At 51.1% G+C, this 17423-nt stretch carries 12 protein-coding genes; 2 read left to right on the forward strand and 10 right to left on the reverse strand.

Features of this window, described 5'->3' with window-relative positions:
• Positions 1-19: 19 nt before the first annotated feature.
• The 4 genes from ABD852_RS09890 to ABD852_RS09905 are packed head-to-tail and all read right to left on the reverse strand — an operon-like array spanning position 20 to position 4702.
• Positions 20-634: a response regulator gene (locus ABD852_RS09890; RefSeq protein WP_345028297.1), complete on the reverse strand. Its 615-nt coding sequence runs from the start codon at positions 632-634 to the stop codon at positions 20-22.
• Positions 631-2628: an ATP-binding protein gene (locus tag ABD852_RS09895; protein ID WP_345028300.1), complete on the reverse strand. Its 1998-nt coding sequence runs from the start codon at positions 2626-2628 to the stop codon at positions 631-633. The genes ABD852_RS09890 and ABD852_RS09895 overlap by 4 nt, the downstream gene beginning before the upstream one ends.
• A 23-nt stretch (positions 2629-2651) precedes the next feature.
• Positions 2652-4031, reverse strand: a complete 1380-nt coding sequence (locus tag ABD852_RS09900) for a glutamine synthetase family protein (protein ID WP_345028303.1) — start codon at positions 4029-4031, stop codon at positions 2652-2654.
• A 44-nt stretch (positions 4032-4075) separates the two neighbouring features.
• Positions 4076-4702: a DUF4230 domain-containing protein gene (locus ABD852_RS09905; RefSeq protein ID WP_345028305.1), complete on the reverse strand. Its 627-nt coding sequence runs from the start codon at positions 4700-4702 to the stop codon at positions 4076-4078.
• Positions 4703-4876: 174 nt separating this feature from the next.
• On the opposite strand from ABD852_RS09905, the gene ABD852_RS09910 reads away from it, so the two are divergent.
• Positions 4877-7843 (forward strand): serine hydrolase domain-containing protein, encoded by a 2967-nt coding sequence (locus tag ABD852_RS09910; RefSeq protein WP_345028306.1) that lies wholly within the window; start codon positions 4877-4879, stop codon positions 7841-7843.
• Positions 7844-7849: 6 nt separating this feature from the next.
• Here the strand turns inward: ABD852_RS09910 and purN are convergent, their stop codons facing one another.
• The 3 genes from purN to ABD852_RS09925 all read right to left on the reverse strand — a co-directional run bounded on the left by purN (position 7850) and on the right by ABD852_RS09925 (position 10148).
• Positions 7850-8431 (reverse strand): phosphoribosylglycinamide formyltransferase, encoded by a 582-nt coding sequence (gene purN / locus ABD852_RS09915; protein WP_345028307.1) that lies wholly within the window; start codon positions 8429-8431, stop codon positions 7850-7852.
• 99 nt (positions 8432-8530) lie between these two features.
• Positions 8531-9232 carry a TapB family protein gene (locus tag ABD852_RS09920; protein WP_345028308.1) on the reverse strand — a complete coding sequence of 234 codons (702 nt, stop codon included), beginning with the start codon at positions 9230-9232 and terminating at the stop codon, positions 8531-8533.
• Between the two features lie 46 nt (positions 9233-9278).
• Complete coding sequence (locus ABD852_RS09925; protein ID WP_345028310.1) at positions 9279-10148, reverse strand: geranylgeranylglycerol-phosphate geranylgeranyltransferase; 870 nt, start codon at positions 10146-10148, stop codon at positions 9279-9281.
• Between the two features lie 264 nt (positions 10149-10412).
• Here ABD852_RS09925 and bshA point away from each other — a divergent pair, with 264 nt between their 5' ends.
• The gene (gene bshA / locus ABD852_RS09930; protein WP_345028311.1) at positions 10413-11549 is read left to right on the forward strand and encodes an N-acetyl-alpha-D-glucosaminyl L-malate synthase BshA; all 1137 of its coding nucleotides are present in this window, start codon (positions 10413-10415) and stop codon (positions 11547-11549) included.
• Positions 11550-11647: 98 nt separating this feature from the next.
• On the opposite strand, the gene ABD852_RS09935 is transcribed toward bshA, so the two are convergent.
• Genes ABD852_RS09935 through ABD852_RS09945 form a run of 3 tightly spaced genes read right to left on the reverse strand, consistent with a single transcriptional unit; the run spans position 11648 to position 17405 of the window.
• Positions 11648-13090: a TolC family protein gene (locus ABD852_RS09935; protein WP_345028312.1), complete on the reverse strand. Its 1443-nt coding sequence runs from the start codon at positions 13088-13090 to the stop codon at positions 11648-11650.
• 16 nt (positions 13091-13106) lie between these two features.
• Positions 13107-16253: an efflux RND transporter permease subunit gene (locus tag ABD852_RS09940; RefSeq protein ID WP_345028313.1), complete on the reverse strand. Its 3147-nt coding sequence runs from the start codon at positions 16251-16253 to the stop codon at positions 13107-13109.
• 57 nt (positions 16254-16310) lie between these two features.
• The gene (locus ABD852_RS09945) at positions 16311-17405 is read right to left on the reverse strand and encodes an efflux RND transporter periplasmic adaptor subunit (RefSeq protein ID WP_345028315.1); all 1095 of its coding nucleotides are present in this window, start codon (positions 17403-17405) and stop codon (positions 16311-16313) included.
• Between the last annotated feature and the right edge of the window lie 18 nt (positions 17406-17423).

The following is a 17423-nucleotide window of genomic DNA, read 5'->3' on the forward strand; positions in this document are numbered from 1 at the left end:
CACCTGGAGAAGCCTGTTTTCAGAGTAGTCCGCAGTTCATCGCCATCCTGATAAGCGACGCCGTATTCCGTGTATCAAATTTTGCCAGGAGATTCTTCCGGTGGGTATCAACCGTTGTCACCGAAACATAGATCTTATCCGCAATTTCAGCATTGGTGTATCCTTCTGCGATGAGCTCAAGCACTTCCTTTTCCCGGCGGGTAAGGAGTGGAATTCCCGGTTGCCCACTCTTAAGTGATTGCGCAATTTCGGCGCTGTAATACTTTTTTCCCTTGTTCACCCGGTGAATCGCGGTAACGAGTTCTTCCCGGGTTGCATTTTTAAGGATATAGCCTGAAGCGCCGTTCTGAATCATCCTCTCAACAAAGCTTTGCTGATTAAAGGTACTCAGCCCAATTACCTGTAAAGAAGGGTATCTAAGCTTAACCACTCTGCACAACTCGATGCCGCTGGTGTCGGGTAAATTAATATCCATCAGGATTATATCCGGCTGACTGACCGACAGAAAAGCAAGGCACGATGCGGCGCTGGTGGCATGCCCCAGGCACTCGACGGACGTTTCGCCTTGAAGCAGAAACCGTATGCCTTCGATTACCATGTGGTGATCGTCTACAATGAAAACTCTTATGCTCATGTCGGAATTTCAATAAGTACCGAGGTCCCATTTCCCTGAGAAGAGCGAAGATCGATTTTTCCGCCCAGGAATTCTACACGGCTCCTGATGTTTTTCAATCCCATGCCAGGGTCGGGCGAACTCTCCGCAGGTACGAAACCCACCCCATCGTCTTCAACGGTAATGCTGAGCAGGGCGTCATGGAGAGAAATCTGTACAATGGCTGCGTCTGCATGGGCATGCTTCAAAATGTTGTTGAAAAGCTCCTGGACAATACGGTATACGCTGATCCCTATTTTCTGGTTAATAGTTGCATTCTCCATGCCAAAGCTCTGATAAGATACGGTTATTGCACCTGAGCGGTTCAAATCCGTGCAGAAATCGCAGAGCGCGGCGTTCAGGCCGAACCTGACCAGCGATTCCGGCATTAAGTTGCGTGCAAGGCGCCGCATTTCGTGAATGGAGCTATCCAGCATGTCCAGGCTGCGCCCCACGGTGTGTTGGTCGCCCGGAAGCAGGGTCTGGGCATTTTTCAACCTGCTGAGCGACAGCTTTACGCCGGACAACATGCCGCCGAGCCCGTCGTGCAGGTCTTTTGCCAGGCGGCTTCTTTCCTGTTCTTCGCCTTTGAGAAGCGCTTCGGTTATTGTCAGCTTTTTTTCAGCCTCAAGCTCAGCGATTCGGTGACGCTGAATTTTCTGTTTGGCCTGGTAATTCCGGTAGAGCAGGAGGAGCAGGGTGAGAAGGCCCAATGACCCGCCTGCCAGGAGGTAATTGAAAAGGCTTTTTCTTTTCAGGAGAAGCTGCCGCACTTTGACAGAGGCTTTCAATTGCCTGATCATCCCTTCTTTTTTCTCGAACTCGTACCGGGCTTCCAGGTTCGATACTTCCGCCCTGCTTTTTTCACCGACGATGGAATCATGCAAAACTTCAAACTGCTTTCTAAAGTCGAGTGCTTTTACAAAGTCCCCTTCTTTTTCATGCAGAAGCGACATCTTCAGGTAAAAATCTTTCAATTCGAGGTTCGACCCCATTTTACGGGCGAGCATGAGGCCGTCGGCGAGGTAGGATGCCGCCTCACGACGGCGACCCGAATTGAGAAGCAGGTCGCCAAGGCCGAGGCAGGCATACATCTTATATTCGGGAATATCCCGGTTTTGAGAATAATTAATAACACGCTTGTAATATTCTTCAGCGGCCGTTTCGTCAGACAAGGCACGGTATGCTTCAGCGATCCCGATCCAGCCGTCAAGCTGCAACCCGTCGTCCTTTTCTTTCTCCCCGATTCTCCTGACTTCCTGGTAAATGGGCAGAGCTTTGTCCGGTCGTTTCAGCTGGGTCCATGCCGTAGCGATATTGAACATCGACGATGCTACGGCGTACTCGTTTTTTAGCTTTCTTGCCAGGATCAACGCTGTTTCAGCGTAGGCTTTTCCCTTTTCAAATTCATTGAGCTGGATAAATACCGATGCAAGGTTATTGTTGCTGATACGTTGAAGACGGAGGTTGCCGGTTTCTTCCGCATATTTTTTTGAGAGAAGGTAATAGGAAGATGCGGTTGACAGATCGGAAAGGTATTGCCATTCGCTGCCTACATTGAGGTAAGCGGTTGCAAGCTCGTTTTTGTCGCCTGTTTTTTTGAAAAGTTCGAGGGCTTCCTGCGCGATTTTCAGCGCTTCGCGAAATTTTCCCTCGTTGTTCAGGATAACGATGTAATGGCTGGCGAAAACCGCTACGCCGCGGCTGTAGCCGATGTCTTCGGCCAATTTCCTGGCTTTCCAATAATAAAAGGCGGCTGAATCCGTACGGTTGCCCTCGAACAGCTCGCCGTACCTGTAGAGCAGGTGTACTTTGGCAGAGTCTTCCCGGCTGCCGGCGATCAGCGCTCTCAGGCTGTCGGCTTCGGACCGGCCCGACAATGCGAGCGGTATCAGCAGCGCCAAAAAGGTTAGCAGGGGGCTCTGAACGGTGTAGCTGTTTACCGGAAATAACCGAAAATGCCTGTGCAAACTCATCAGAAACAAGTTGCTATTGCCCGCTATATCTGCTCGAAGTACCGCTTGAGTTCCCAATCGTTAACAGCGATATCATAGGCCTTTTGTTCTGCTTTAAAAAAGTGCAGGTAATGGTTAAATGCTTTTTCGCCAAAAGCTTCCCGGGCAAAACTGCTTTTTTCGAAGCCGGCAATGGCTTCTGATAAGGTATAGGGAACCCTGGGGAGGCCCGCGGCGGCATAGATATCCCCGATAAAGCACTCAGGAGGTTCGATCCGGTGTTTGATACCGTCAAGCCCTGAGGCGATGGAAGCTGCCAGGGCAAGGTAGGGGTTACAGTCGGCTCCAGGTATCCTGCATTCGATCCTTAAGCTCGACCCGCTGCCGACGACCCGGAACCCGGCCGTCCGGTTGTCAAAACTCCAGGCGAGGCGGGTAGGCGCCCAGGAGCCGTCAACGAATCGCTTATAGGAGTTGACCGTCGGGGCGTAAAAAGGCATTACATCGGGAACATGCGCCAGCCATCCACCCAGGAACCACCTGAAATAGTCGGAAGTCCCTTTGACCGGACCGAGCTGATGATCGCCTGTAAATGCGTTTTTCCCGTTTTTCCAAAGGCTCAGGTGAATATGACTGCTTGATCCGGCCTGGTCAGTGGCGAATTTCGCCATAAAGGTCAGCGATAAGCCCTGGCTGTCGGCAACCTCTTTCAGGCATTGCTTAAAAAGTACGTGATTGTCGGCGGCCTTTAGCAGATCAGCGTATTTAATGTTTATTTCATGTTGACCGAGGCCCCATTCTCCCTTGGAATTTTCGACCTGTATGCCGGAGTTCTTGAGATGCCGACGTACCTTCCCGGTAAAGCCCTCATTCCTGGTTCCCTGCAGCAGGTGGTAGTCTTCCAGGTAATACCCGGCGGGCCTCAGGTCCTGGTAGTGCTGCTCAAATGCAGCCCGGTAAGAGTTTTCAAAAAGATAGTATTCCAGCTCGGTAGCGGCGCATGCTGCCCAGCCCTCTTTTTCGGCATTCTCCAGCTGTCGTTTCAGAAGGTTCCGCGGGGCAACCGCCACCGGCGCGTGTGCTTTGTCGTCAAAAAGATCGCAAAGCACAATAGCAGTTTTGTCGAGCCAGTCGGCTTTTCTGATCGTGGTAAGATCCGGTACAAGGTGAAAGTCGCCATATCCCAGCTCCCAGCTGGCAAATTCGTAACCGGCAACCGGCTCCATCGCCATATCGGTGGTGAGCAGATAGTCGCACCCATGCGAGCCATTTAGCAATGCTTCGTCGGCAAAATAGTCTGCATCCAGTCGTTTGCCCAGAAACCTGCCGTAGTGATCCGTGAAAGCAAGTATGACGGTTTCTATTTCACCATCGTGAATAAGCTGTTGGATGGCTGCGGGTTCAATGAGGCCGGAGTGTTTCATTTCGTATGGTTTCTAAATGATGGGTTTAAAAGGTGAGTTGGTAGCTATTTGAGTCTTTCCCGGGTTGCATTCAAGGGAAAAACAATCGCAACCGGTTTCCCTGATGATTTGCTAAGCAAGGGAGTGAGCACTTTGCGTGCATTTTCTCTGGCTTCGTCGAGAATACCCATTTCGAGAGACGACTGCCTGATTTTGGTTTCTGCTTCCCGGTAGGCTTCGTCCACAAGGCGGGCTTCGTCCATCAGCGCATATTCAGTATTGTATACCTTGGATTTGCCGTGATCGATCTTGAAAACGCAGAGCTCCGGCTCGGGCAGATGAATCAAAAGCGTATCGCCGCCGGCCTGGATATCGTCCGGACGGACCCGCGTGAGGTCTATACAGCCAACGGCTTCGCCCTGTACGACCAGGATCGCCCTGGAGTTAGGGAGCCATTGTCTGACTATCTCGTGCTCCACTATATCTTTGAAATTATACTTGACAAGCTCGAGCTTTCCCATTGCGACCACCTCTTCCAATACTACCGAGTGGGTCGAGACCGACCGGCCGGTGGTCTCCGCAAACCAGCCGGTAAACCAGTTTCCATGCCGGGCTCCGCGCCAGATGGTTACCGCGCCGACAACGAGGATGGAAAGGAGCAAAATCTGAAAGATAAACTTAAAGAAGCGCACAGAAAACCCGGGTAAATTTTGACTAAACTACTTGATTCGTGTAGTAAACTACTATTTTCTCACCGGAAAGCAACGAATTTTCGGCAAATAGCTGAAAATAGTGATAATTTCGTTGGTTTGAGGACGATTAGCTACTTTCATTCCCGGCATGTTTCTGACTCTTATCCATTCATTATGAGGCATATTCTTGGATTTGTATTGCTTTTTCTTTTGGCCGTACCGCATGTACAGGCGCAACAACCATCGTTTCTGAAGGCCGACCCGCATTGGGTAGATTCGGTTTTTGCAACGTTGTCTGACGACGAAAAGATTGCGCAACTTCTTATGGTAGCGGTGACTTCCGACGTTGGGCGCTCTCTCGTCGGAACTGATCGGGTGAGCCCGGAAACCGTTGAAAAACTGGTCCGGGACCATAAAGTGGGCGGCGTCGTGTTTTTCCAGGGCGGGCCGGTACCCCAGGCCCGCGTCACCAACCGGCTTCAGTCGGCGGCAAAGGTTCCGCTCCTGGTAGCGATGGATGCGGAGTTCGGGTTGGCAATGCGTATTGACAGCACGGTTCGCTATCCCTATATGCTGACGTTGGGAGCAGCGAGCCAGGCAAATGATCTGATTTACAGGATGGGAAAAGAAGTGGCGCAGCAGGCGCGGAGACTGGGGGTGCATATTAACTTTGCTCCCGTTGCTGATGTGAACAACAATCCGGCAAACCCCGTTATCAACTTCCGGTCATTCGGTGAAAATAAATACCAGGTGGCTGAAAAGGCCGTAGCGTACATGCGCGGGATGCAGGATTATGGTTTGCTGACCAGTGCCAAGCATTTTCCGGGTCACGGCGATACAGGCTCGGATTCACATCATGAATTACCGGTTATCAGCCACAACCGGCAGCAACTGGATTCGGTGGAACTGTATCCTTTCAAGGAGCTTATTAAAAATGGCCTGTCGGGTGTGATGATTGCCCATTTGAGCATCCCGGCACTGGATGATACGCCCAATTTGCCTTCTACGCTTTCAAAACGTATTGTTACCGATTTGCTTCGCCGCGAACTGGGCTTTGAGGGATTGGTATATTCGGATGCCATGAACATGAAAGGAATAACCAAATATTTTTCCGACGGACTTGCAGACGCAAAAGGACTTGTGGCAGGTATGGATGTGCTTGAATTTACCGAAGACGTACCGAAAGCCATCGCCAGGATAAAGGAAGCAATAGAGAAGGGAGAAATTACCCCTGCGGAGATTGCTGAGCGCTGCAAGCGGGTATTGGCGGCCAAGGCGTGGGTCGGCCTTAACCACTACAGACCGGTAGCATTGGAGAATTTATACGAAGATCTTAACCCGAAGGCGGCGGAGCTCACCAACCGGTTGCTGACGGAACGGGCCCTTACCGTGCTCAAAAATGACGCGGACCTGCTGCCGCTCCGCGGACTCGACAGCCTGAAAATTGCGGTGGTTTCTATCGGGGATGGAAAGCCGACGATTTTTCAGAAAACGGCGGGTCTTTACACTGCGGTAGACCTTTTCCAGGTATCCGATAAAGCCGGAGACCCGGAAATCGATAGCCTGGAGGCGGCGCTGAGGCCATATGACGTTGTCCTGCTGACGCTTCATTTAAGCAGTATACGTCCAGGGGTTCAGTATGGCGTTACAGCCGCTGTTAATAAAGCCCTTGAAAGGATTACGAAGGCAAAGAAGACTGTGGTGACTGTGTTGGGGAACCCATATTCGCTGGCAAAGCTAACCGGTATTGACCGGGCCCGGGCTATTGTATTGGGTTATCAGCTGACTCCATATACGGAAGATTTATCGGCGCAGTTGATTTTTGGCGCTATCCCGGCCGTAGGAAAGTTGCCGGTGACGGTAAATGAACGGTTCAGGTACGGAAACGGAATCGGGTTGGAAGCAATAGGCCGGTTGAAGTATACCGTTCCGGAGGAAATCGGCATTGACTCAGACCGGCTTAATTCGCGGATAGACTCCATGATCGCCCTGGCGCTCAGGGAGAAAGCCACGCCGGGTGGTGTCATTCAGCTGGCGAAAGACGGCAAGGTATTTTACCGGAAAGCATTCGGGAGTCCCACCTACGAGGAAAAACGCCAGGTCAGGGAAACGGATTTGTATGACCTGGCTTCGGTAACCAAAATCACGGCATCCACCACCGCATTGATGGGGCTTTATGACAGCGGGATGCTTGACCTTGACAAAGGGCTGGGCGACTATTATCGTTTTTTCCGGAAATCGAACAAAGCCGATATGAAGCTGCGCGACCTTCTGACGCACAAGGCGGGGTTGAAAGCATTTATCGTTTTTTGGCAAAATGCCAGGAAAGAAGACGGCACCTGGAAAAAGAAGACTTTCAGAAGCGAAGCTTCCCGGGCCTATCCGATTGAAATCGTCCCTGGAAAACTATACCTGCACCGGAAGTACCCGGCCCGGATGGTGAAGGGGATAAAGGATTCCCCGCTGAATGCCACGAAGGATTACGTCTACAGCGATCTTTCATTTACCCTTTATCCCAAAATTGTGAAGGAGTTGAGCGGTGAAAGCTTCGAGGATTATCTGCAGGGAAACTTTTTCAGGAAGTTGGGCGCTACCTCGCTTACATTCAACCCGCTGCGCTACTACCGCGCAGACATGATAGCACCGACAGAAGTGGACACCATTTTCCGGCATACGCTTGTGCACGGTCATGTGCATGACGAAACCGCCGCGATGATGGGTGGGGTGAGCGGTCACGCAGGCTTATTCGGAAACGCCAATGATGTGATGAAAGTGTGGCAAATGTACCTGCAGAAAGGGTATTACGGCGGTGACCGCTTTTTGAAGCCCGGTACCCTGGAAACCTTTACAAGCTACCAGTTTCCCGAAATAGGAAACAGGCGGGGAATCGGTTTTGACAAGCCTACATTTCGCTATACGGGAAATGCTCCGCGGTATGCAAGCCCTTCCAGCTACGGGCACACCGGTTTTACCGGTATCATGACCTGGGCAGACCCCGCGTGGGGACTTAATTACGTCTTCCTGTCCAACCGCGTTTATCCAACCCGGGCGAGTTCGGCGTTGGGGAGACTGAACATCAGGACCGGGATCATGGATCTTGTTTACGAGGAGCTCATGCGCAAGAAAGCCGGTAATGATTGAACCCGCTTAGCCGGGCAGGGGCAATTCGGTGAGCACCTTTTCTATTACCTGCGGGAAATGCAGGTATTCCAATGCGTGCACGCGGTTTGCGATGTCATCGGGCGTATCGTTTGCATTTACGGGACAGCTTGCCTGGAAAATGACGCGGCCTTCGTCGTAATGTTCGTTGACGAAATGGATGGTAATCCCCGTTTCCGGCTCACCTGCTTGAGCTACGGCCTCGTGGACAAACGAACCGTACATTCCCTTGCCACCGAATTTCGGGAGAAGGGCAGGATGAATGTTGATGATCCGGTTGTGAAAAGCACTTACCAGGTTGCCGGGTATCAACATCATAAAGCCAGCTAATACAACGAGGTCGATCTGTGATTGCTGAAGGATATTCAGGATGCGGTCTGTCTTATAAAACGAGACTTTGTCAAACAGGATTACCGGGATATGAAGACGCCGGGCCCGTTGGATGACGCCGGCGTCAGGATTATTGGTCAGGATCAGCGAAACCTCTACCTCTGCTCTGTCCTGGAAATATTTCGAGATGTTTTCGGCATTCGTTCCTGAACCCGAGGCCAGTATGGCAATTCTTTTCATTACACGATCTTTTGGTGCGGTAAAGTTAGTGTAATGATCAGGCTAAAAAAAGCTGAAATTTGCAGTGAGAATGCGGCCGGCGCCTTTTGGACCCCGCTGTCAGTAAATTTTGGTGAGCTCCGAAGCCGCGATCAGCTTGCCTTTCCGGTAGGTTTCGGTTTTGATATCCCAGATGACGCCGGGCGCCCTGTAGCTAACCGTTTCAAAATCAACATTGATGGTAACAACCGTTTTGTTCATCATTTTATTGTGGGCGGTTATTTTGAAGGCGTCAAACTCTCCCGCACCCACCTTTATTTTCTCCTTCGAAACTACCTTCCGGTCGGTAATCTGCATGTCGAACTCAATCGGGATTCCCGACATATCGCCGCTTCCTTTAAGAGACGCATCTTTCAGGGTTTGTCCTACCTGGAACTGATTGGGATAAACAATATCATTGCTGGTCAGTGTCATTTTGTAGGAGTCGAACGACTTCAGTTGCTCTTCCATTACCATGGAGCGTGCGTCGATCATCGATTCATTGCCATTGCATTTCATGGTAAACTTCTGTTTATATTCAGATTTTCCCTTACTGGAGAAGCTTTCAAGCTCAATATCGGCAACGGTAAACCCGGATTCATCGCGGACTGAAACAAACCTGTATTTTAAAGTGCCGACAGACTTGCCTTTCCCGTCAAAATTGGTCATTTCAAAGCCGCCCCCTTCTTTAAGAAGTACTCCGAAGCAGTTTTGTGCACGAAGTGAAGAGGCAGAGACGAGGATTGCGGCGCAGAGCAGGAAAATAGATCGTAGCGTTTTCATTTGAATCGGGGGTTATTTGCTTTTATCTCCTAAGATAGGTGATATTTCAAATGAAAGCCATTGTAAGTAAGCCAATTAGCATGATTACTTTGCAAACGGTACTAATGCGGCCGAAATCCTTTTTGGTTTGCGCACGGCGCACCATATAAAACAGCCAGGCAAAAGAAATTACAAGGCCTGCAAATGCCCAAGTGAGCGCCTGGTTATGAAGCGATTCCGCGCCGATCGCCAGCCCGATCGTGAAGATGACGATCAGCACATACAGTACCTGTTTGGTCCCCCTGATTCCGAGCACAATCGGAAGCGTCCTACAGCCGTGTGCCGCATCGCCCCTGATGTCTTCGATATCCTTCACAATCTCCCGGATGAGTGAAATAAAAAAGGCGAAAACGGAGTAAATCACGACGAGCGTCCGGTTGTCGGGATAGTGAACGCTCAGTATCAGAAGAGAGAGTGCGGTAAGCGAGGAAACCGCCACGTTCCCGATCAGGGGCTGCCGTTTGTACCGCTCGGCATACAGCCAGAGCAGGGAAACCGAGAAAACGTTGATGATGGCTACTTTATAGCTGACGATGAGCCCTGCCAGCACACCGAGTACATTGAATACCTGGTGGGTGCCTATGGCCATGCGCCTCTTCAGGTAACGGCCGATGATGACCCGCCTGGGTTTGTTGACGATGTCAATCTTGATATCAAAATAGTCATTGATAATATAGCCTGCCGCTGCTATGAATAGCGTGGATAAAATAATGAGGTAAAGAAACGGGTCCGCCAGCACCTGTCTCCATTGTTCCCGCGGGCCGATGAGGAATATCCTGGCGGCCAATTGGGTAAGCGCAATAATCAGAAGGTTTTGGGTGCGTACCAGTCTGAGGAACCCGACGAGAAAATCTTTTTTACTTGGCTTGCTACGCACAATTTCAGGAGGTTATGGCGATAAGGGTGACAAAAAAATGCGGCTGGAAACAGGCTGCTCCTATAGAAATGTAAATGTTGCCAATAAAATTCCAGGTTATTGGAGTTAAACGGAACGAATTTATGTTACACATTCAAAAGTAGGGAAAACTAAGCAAATAAAGGTAGTTGCAAACGTTGACCGGGCGGCAGGGAGGAGGTGCTGTTAGAGCTTGCTGAAACCTGAAACCAGTACCGCCCGATCCTGGTTTGACATTGTTAATGTATGAAAATAGGAATTGTATGCTACCCCACCTTCGGCGGTAGCGGCGTAGTAGCCACAGAACTCGGAAAGGCCCTGGCCAAAGTAGGTCACGAGGTACATTTTATCACTTATTCGCAGCCCCAACGTCTCGATTTTTTTAATGAAAATCTTTTTTACCACGAAGTTAATATACCTACTTACCCGCTCTTTCAATACCCGCCCTACGAGTCCGCGCTCTCCAGCGAGATGGTTCATGTAGCGCAGTACGCCGGGCTGGATTTGTTGCATGTGCATTACGCAATCCCCCACGCTTCTTCGGCTTACCTGGCCAAGCAGATTCTGGCTTCGCAGGGAATTCATGTACCGGTGATAACTACACTTCACGGGACGGATATCACGCTGGTCGGAAAAGATTCGTCTTATGCGCCCGTCGTAACTTTCAGTATCAACCAATCCGATGGAGTTACTGCCGTTTCGGAGTTTTTGAAACAGGACACTTACCGCCATTTCGAAGTGGTTTCCGATATTACGGTCATTCCGAATTTCATTGACCTCGAACGCTTCAAAAAGCAGAAGAAGGAGCATTTTAAACTGGCCATCTGTCCCAACGGCGAGAAGCTGGTTGTTCATACCTCCAACTTCAGGAAGGTAAAACGGATTGACGACGTGATCGATGTGTTTTATAAGCTCCGGAGCCAGGTACCCTCCAAGCTGTTGCTGGTAGGGGATGGACCCGACCGGGCGCGAATCGAAAAGCGTGCGCGCGAGATGGGCATTCCCGAAGACGTACGTTTCCTCGGAAAACTGGATGCGATAGAAGAGGTGTTGTCAGTAGCCGACTTGTTCCTGATGCCATCCGAATCGGAGAGTTTTGGCCTGGCTGCGCTTGAAGCGCTTGCCTGCGAGGTGCCCCTGATTACGAGTAACGCAGGCGGGCTGCCGGAATTGAACGTACAGGGGGTAACCGGCTTTATGAGCAACGTAGGTGATGTGGAGGAAATGGCAAAAAACGCAGCTTATATCCTAGATGACGAGCGTCTGCCGCTTTTCAAGGCCAACGCACTGAAGCGTGCAAAAGAGTTTGAGGTCAGCAGTATTCTTCCCCTCTACGAGCAGTTTTATACCAAAGTTGTAGAAAATGCCAGGAACAGGGTGTGAAGTTGCCTGTTTGACTGAAATAAAAAGGGCCCTGTCGCAAAACAGGGCCCTTTTTATTGTATCAGGCGGACCGCTATGGCCAATAAGCCGGGGGGCGGTTACTGCCATCCGCCGCCGAGCGACCGGTACAATTGCAGGAGCGCCAGAAACTGTTGCTCGCGAATCGAGATCAGGTCCATCTCGGCCAGGATTACGCTGTTCTGGGCGGTGATCAGCTCAAGGTAGTTGGCCGCGCCAACAACAAACAAATCATGAGACACCAGTACAGCGTTCCGGAGCTGAGCGACTTCCTGAGTTTTAAGGTGATACATTTCTGAAAGCTTGTTCAGCCGGTTCAGATCCGCGTGGATTTCGTTAAAGCCGGAAAGTACAATCTTGTTGTACTGAAGCAATGCTTCTTTGGTTTCAGCCTCCCGTACTTTCTGGTTGGCTTTGAGACCTTTCCTGTTCAGGACCGGCATGGACAAACCGCCGAGCAAGCCGTAAGCGAGCGACCCCGGGTTAAAAATGAGCCCGCCCTTGAAAGCCTGAAGGCCGACGTCGGCACTGATGTTCAGCGACGGCAAAAAAGCCAGATCCGCCGCCTGAAGCTCGGAGTGGGCTGCAAGGAGTTCGTTCCGTGCCATCAATACGTCAGGTCTTCGGTTCAGCATTTGCGCCGGAATTCCCGCCGCAATTGTTTTCGGGAAGGTACGCAGCCGGAGCGGTTCTCCCCTGTGTATAGGCTGAGGGAAACGCCCGACCAGGTTGTTCAACCGGTTTTCAGTCGCAACGATTTCTGCAGATACTTTTATGGCGATACCTTTTGTGTTGAGGAGCTGGGCCTCAAATTGATTGACGGCCAGTTCATTTGCTCTTCCAGCCTGTTTCAGGTTTTCAACGGTTTCCCTCGCCTTGGTCTGCTGATCAATGTTGTACCGCATGATGGCGAGTTCGCTGTCAAGCGTGAGAAGGTGGTAGTATTCCCTCGCGATTTCGGCAATCAGGCCGGTAACTATGAGGTTTCGGCCGTGCTCGCTTGCTACGAAACGGTTGTACGCTGCCTGCCGCTGCAATTTTAACTTGCCCCACAGGTCGACCTCCCATGAGCTGCGAAGCCCGAGGTAGTAATCCGGCAGAAAGCCGGTTGGGATTTTCTGTTTGCTGTCAATATTGGGTGAAAAATTGGTATCCCAATTTCCTACGCCATCCATTGTATACTTGCCGTACTTTCTTCCCCCTGCGGCGACATCGACGCCGACGCTGGGAAGAAGGGCGCCCTGGGCGGCGAGGATGCCGGCTTGCGCCATTTCTATCCGCTGTATCGCCATGTGGAGATCGGGGTTGTTACGGAGGGCATCGGCAATCAGGGCGTTCAGTTCATCATCAGCAAAAAACGTTTCCCAACGGGTTATGCCGATATTGGTCGAGTCATGATTGCCGTCGTATGTTTCCGGAACCGACAGATCCGACTGCGGAAGGGCGCGTTTGGGTACCTGGCAGGCAGACATTGCCAGGGCCAGGAAAAAAGAAAATAGGATCGGACTTCTGCTTTTTATCATTTCTTTTCAGGCTACATTAATTTGAAACTACTTGCCCGGAGGGTTCGCTTTGCTTTTTCTTCCTGACCATACTGGCAAAGAGAACATACAGGCCGGGAATGAGGAACACCCCGAATATGGTCCCGATTAGCATACCACCGGCAGCAGCCGTTCCGATCGACCGGTTACCGAGGGCGCCCGCGCCGCTGGCCATCACAAGCGGAACCAATCCGGCAATAAAGGCGAAGGACGTCATCAGGATCGGGCGAAGCCGTTCCGAAGCGCCTTCAAGCGCCGCCTCCAGTACGGTTCGGCCTTCTTTTTGCCTGATAATGGCATATTCTACGATCAGGATTGCATTTTTCCCCAGCAAACCAATCAGCATGACCAAAGAAACCTGCGCATAGATGTTGTTCTCCAGGCCGAAAAGTTTGAGCGCAAGAAAGGCTCCGAAAACCCCGACCGGCAGGGAAAGCAATACCGGCAGCGGAAGCAGGAAGCTTTCGTATTGGGCGGCCAGCAGAAGGTAAACGAAAAGCAAACAAATGCTGAAGATATACAGCGTCTGGTTGCCGGCAAGAATTTCCTCTCGTGTCATCCCCGACCAATCGTAGGTGTACCCTTTGGGCAGTTTTTCTTCGGCAAGTCGTTCCACCGCTTTAATGGCGTCGCCACTACTGTAGCCCGGCGCCGCTTCACCGTTGATCATTGCCGAGGTAAACATGTTGTAGCGGGTAAGCTGTTCCGGGCCGTAGACGCGTTCCAACCTGATAAATGTAGAGAAAGCCACCATTTCGCCGCGGTCGTTTTTGACAAACAGCTTGGCAATGTCTTCCGGGTTGCGTCGGAAGGACGGATCTGCCTGGACCATCACTTTATACATCTGGTTGAACCGGATGAAGTTGGACGCATAGAAGCTTCCGACGAATGTCTGGAGGGTGCTCATGGCATTGTCGATGGTTACTCCTTTTTTCGCTGCCATATCCCCGTCTACGTGGATCAGGTACTGCGGGAAGTTGGCGTCGAATCCCGTAAAAGCTTCTTTTATTTCCGGAGCTTCATTCAGTGCCAGTACAAAGTCGTTGATGATGCCGGCCGCTTCCTGGAGGTCTCCCTTACCACTCCGGTCCTGTATCCGGAGCTCAAAACCGCTGGAGTTACCAAAACCCGGTACGGTAGGCGGGGGGAAGTACTGTATATCAGCACCTTTGATGTTCTTGGTAAGCTCCTGCATTTTGGCAATAATATCCTGCACCGATTCCGTGCGTTGGTCCCATGGGGTAAGGTTGATCATTCCCATTCCGTAAGAGGCGCCTGCAGCCTCTGTCATGAGACTATAGCCGGCCAGGGTAGCCACCGATTCCACGGCATCCAGTTGTTCGGCCGCCTTCTGGATCTCGTCGAGCACGATTTCCGTTCTTTCAACCGTAGCGCCGACAGGCGAGGTTACGTTGACATACAAAACACCCTGGTCTTCGGTAGGGATAAAGCCCGTCGGCAAAACCGAACTTACGCCCCAGGTGGCAAAAATGAAGCCGATCAGCAAACCGACCGTGATGACCCGCCTGGAGGCAATGACGTTCAGGACGTTTCTGTATTTGCCGGCCAGCGAATCGTAGCCCTGGTTGAATTTATCAAAGAATTTGTCGAGCAGGTTTTTGTTCTTCTTTTCACCGTGCGTGTCTTTTAGCATTAACGCGCACAGTGCCGGTGTGAGCGTGAGGGCGTTAATACCCGAGATGACAATCGAAATGGCCAGGGTAAGTGAAAACTGCCGGTAAAAGATCCCGACCGGCCCTGAAAGGAAGGCTACCGGTACAAAAACGGCCGACATAACCAGCGTGATGGCCACAATGGCGCTGCTCATTTCCTTCATGGCGGCAAAGGTAGCTTCGCGGGGTGGGAGGTGCTCTGTGCTCATCTTGGCATGGACGGCCTCGACGACGACAATCGCGTTGTCTACCACAATCCCGATGGCGAGTACCAGGGCGAAAAGCGTCAGAAGGTTAATGGAGAAGCCCATCAGCTGCATAAAGGCAAACGTACCGATCAGCGCCACCGGTACAGCCAGTGCCGGGATCAGTGTAGACCTGAAATCCTGGAGGAAAAGATAAACGATCAGGATTACCAGGATGAACGCTTCAAACAGTGTCCGGACCACCTCATTAATTGACGCGTCCAGGAAGCGGGAGACGTCGTAGGAAACTACGTAGGTCATACCCGGCGGGAAGGTGGTTTCTTTCAGCTCTTCCACACGCTTTTTGATATTGGCGATTACTTCGCGCGCATTCGATCCGGGGCGTTGCTTCAGGATAATGGAGGCCGACGGCCGTCCGTCGGACTTTGAAGCCATACTGTAATCCAGCGAGCCGAACTCGATGTCCGCTATGTCCTTCAGTTTCAGCATCGAGCCGTCGGCATTCGACTTCAACACAATGTTTTCATATTGGTAGGGCTCGTTCAGCTTACCGGTATATTTGAGTACGTATTGAAGCATTTGCGCTTCCCGGCCGGAGCTGATCCCCGACTTTCCGGGGGCTGCCTCCACGTTCTGGCTTCTGATGGCGGCTATCACTTCATCGGTGGAGATGTTATAGCTTGCCATCCGGTCTGGTTTGAGCCATACACGCATCGAGTAGTCTTTGCTTCCCTTGATCTCGGCAAAACCTACGCCGTCGATACGCTTCAGCTCAGCCAGGATATTGATATCGGCGAAATTGTAGACGAAGTCTTCCCCGAGGGTGGTATCCGACGACATGATGTCGAGGTACATCAGCATACTGTTGACTTCTTTTTCGGTAGTCACCCCGGCTTTGATCACCTCTTCCGGCAGCTCATCAATTACAGTCTGCACCCGGTTCTGGACGTTAACCGCGGCCAGATCCGGATCCGTTCCGACCTGGAACGAGATCTGGATAATGGTTACACCGTCATTGCCGGAGACCGACGACATATAAGTCATTCCGGGAACTCCGTTGATTGCTCTCTCCAGCGGAATGGCTACAGCTTTGGCGCATACTTCCGCGTTGGCACCCGTATACCGCCCTGTTACTACCACTGAAGGCGGCACGATATCCGGGAATTGCGTAATGGGCAGTCCTGTCAGCGCGAGAAGGCCGAGAAGGACAAAAAATAAGGATATGACCAGTGAAAGAATTGGTCGTTTTATGAAATTATCAAACATGATTTCAGATCTGGTAAGCTGCCGGGTTACCTTTTGACCGGCATTTTTTCAACCGAATTATTCACCTTGTACCAGCTTTGGGGTAATAGACTGGCCGTCTTTGAGGGATTGAGTTCCTTCATAGACAATTTTTTCGCCTGCTTCCAGACCGGACTCCACTACATAGAAATGCCCGGTCCGCGTCTTGGGAATAAAGGCCCTGGTTTTAACCTGGTTAGAATCGTTGACGATAAAAACATAGCTCTTGTCCTGGATCTCGAATACCGCTTTCTGCGGCACAAGAAGTGAGCCGTCTATGTGATTGGTCAGGCGAATGGTACCGCTGGAACCGTGTTTGAGTAATTTGTCATGGTTGGAAAAACGGGCGCGGAAGGCAATAGAGCCGGTGCTTTCGTCGAACTCGCCTTCCAGCGTTTCAATTTTTCCTTTATTGGCGAATTTTGATCCATCGGCCAGATAAAGATCCACTTCACTATGATTGCTGGCCGCATTGTTTGATTTTACATATTCCAGGTACTCTTTCTCCGATACGTTGAAATAGACATTCACCGCTTTGGTATCGGAAACCGTAGTCAGGAGGGTACCTTCGTTGATGAGGCTCCCCATTTTGTAAGGGATCCTGTCAATAACACCATCAAAGGGGGCTTTGATGTCGGTATAGGCCAGGTTGATCGCCGCGCTGGATTCCGCTGACCGTGCCGCTTCTATTTTCGCGGCCAAAGCGTCATACTTGGCCTGGGCTACATCCAGCTCGCTCCTGGAAACCACATTTTTAGAGACGAGGTCTTTGACCCGGTTTACTTCAAGCTCCATGGCTTTGGCTTCCGCAATTACGCTTTGCAGGTTTGCCTTGGCAGTAGCCAGCTCGGTTTGGTATTCTTCCCGGTTGATTCGGAAAAGAAGCTGTCCCCTTTTTACGTCCTGGCCTTCATCGACATAAATGTGCTCCATATATCCCTTGACGCGGGCATAAATCTGGACATTTCGTACCGCCTGGATATCACCGACGTATTCACGGTGAAGCGAGATTTGTTTAGGGCCTAATACAATCGTAGGGAATTCGCCTACTTCCGGGGTTTTGGTTTCATTGGAGGCAGTTGAGTTGCAACCCCATATCAGGAGGCATAGCAACCCCAAAAAAATGCTTTTCATGGCAAAAAATAAAATGAA

The sequence above is a fragment of the Ravibacter arvi genome, from assembly GCF_039540405.1.
GTDB lineage: Bacteria > Bacteroidota > Bacteroidia > Cytophagales > Spirosomataceae > Ravibacter > Ravibacter arvi.

Excerpts from the sequence above, each read along its gene's own strand:
- ABD852_RS09890 (WP_345028297.1), bottom strand. The coding sequence starts at position 634 with ATGAGCATAAGAGTTTTCATTGTAGACGATCACCACATGGTAATCGAA.
- ABD852_RS09895 (WP_345028300.1), bottom strand. The coding sequence starts at position 2,628 with ATGAGTTTGCACAGGCATTTTCGGTTATTTCCGGTAAACAGCTACACC.
- ABD852_RS09900 (WP_345028303.1), bottom strand. The coding sequence starts at position 4,031 with ATGAAACACTCCGGCCTCATTGAACCCGCAGCCATCCAACAGCTTATT.
- ABD852_RS09910 (WP_345028306.1), top strand. The coding sequence starts at position 4,877 with ATGAGGCATATTCTTGGATTTGTATTGCTTTTTCTTTTGGCCGTACCG.
- purN (WP_345028307.1), bottom strand. The coding sequence starts at position 8,431 with ATGAAAAGAATTGCCATACTGGCCTCGGGTTCAGGAACGAATGCCGAA.
- ABD852_RS09920 (WP_345028308.1), bottom strand. The coding sequence starts at position 9,232 with ATGAAAACGCTACGATCTATTTTCCTGCTCTGCGCCGCAATCCTCGTC.
- bshA (WP_345028311.1), top strand. The coding sequence starts at position 10,413 with ATGAAAATAGGAATTGTATGCTACCCCACCTTCGGCGGTAGCGGCGTA.
- ABD852_RS09935 (WP_345028312.1), bottom strand. The coding sequence starts at position 13,090 with ATGATAAAAAGCAGAAGTCCGATCCTATTTTCTTTTTTCCTGGCCCTG.
- ABD852_RS09940 (WP_345028313.1), bottom strand. The coding sequence starts at position 16,253 with ATGTTTGATAATTTCATAAAACGACCAATTCTTTCACTGGTCATATCC.
- ABD852_RS09945 (WP_345028315.1), bottom strand. The coding sequence starts at position 17,405 with ATGAAAAGCATTTTTTTGGGGTTGCTATGCCTCCTGATATGGGGTTGC.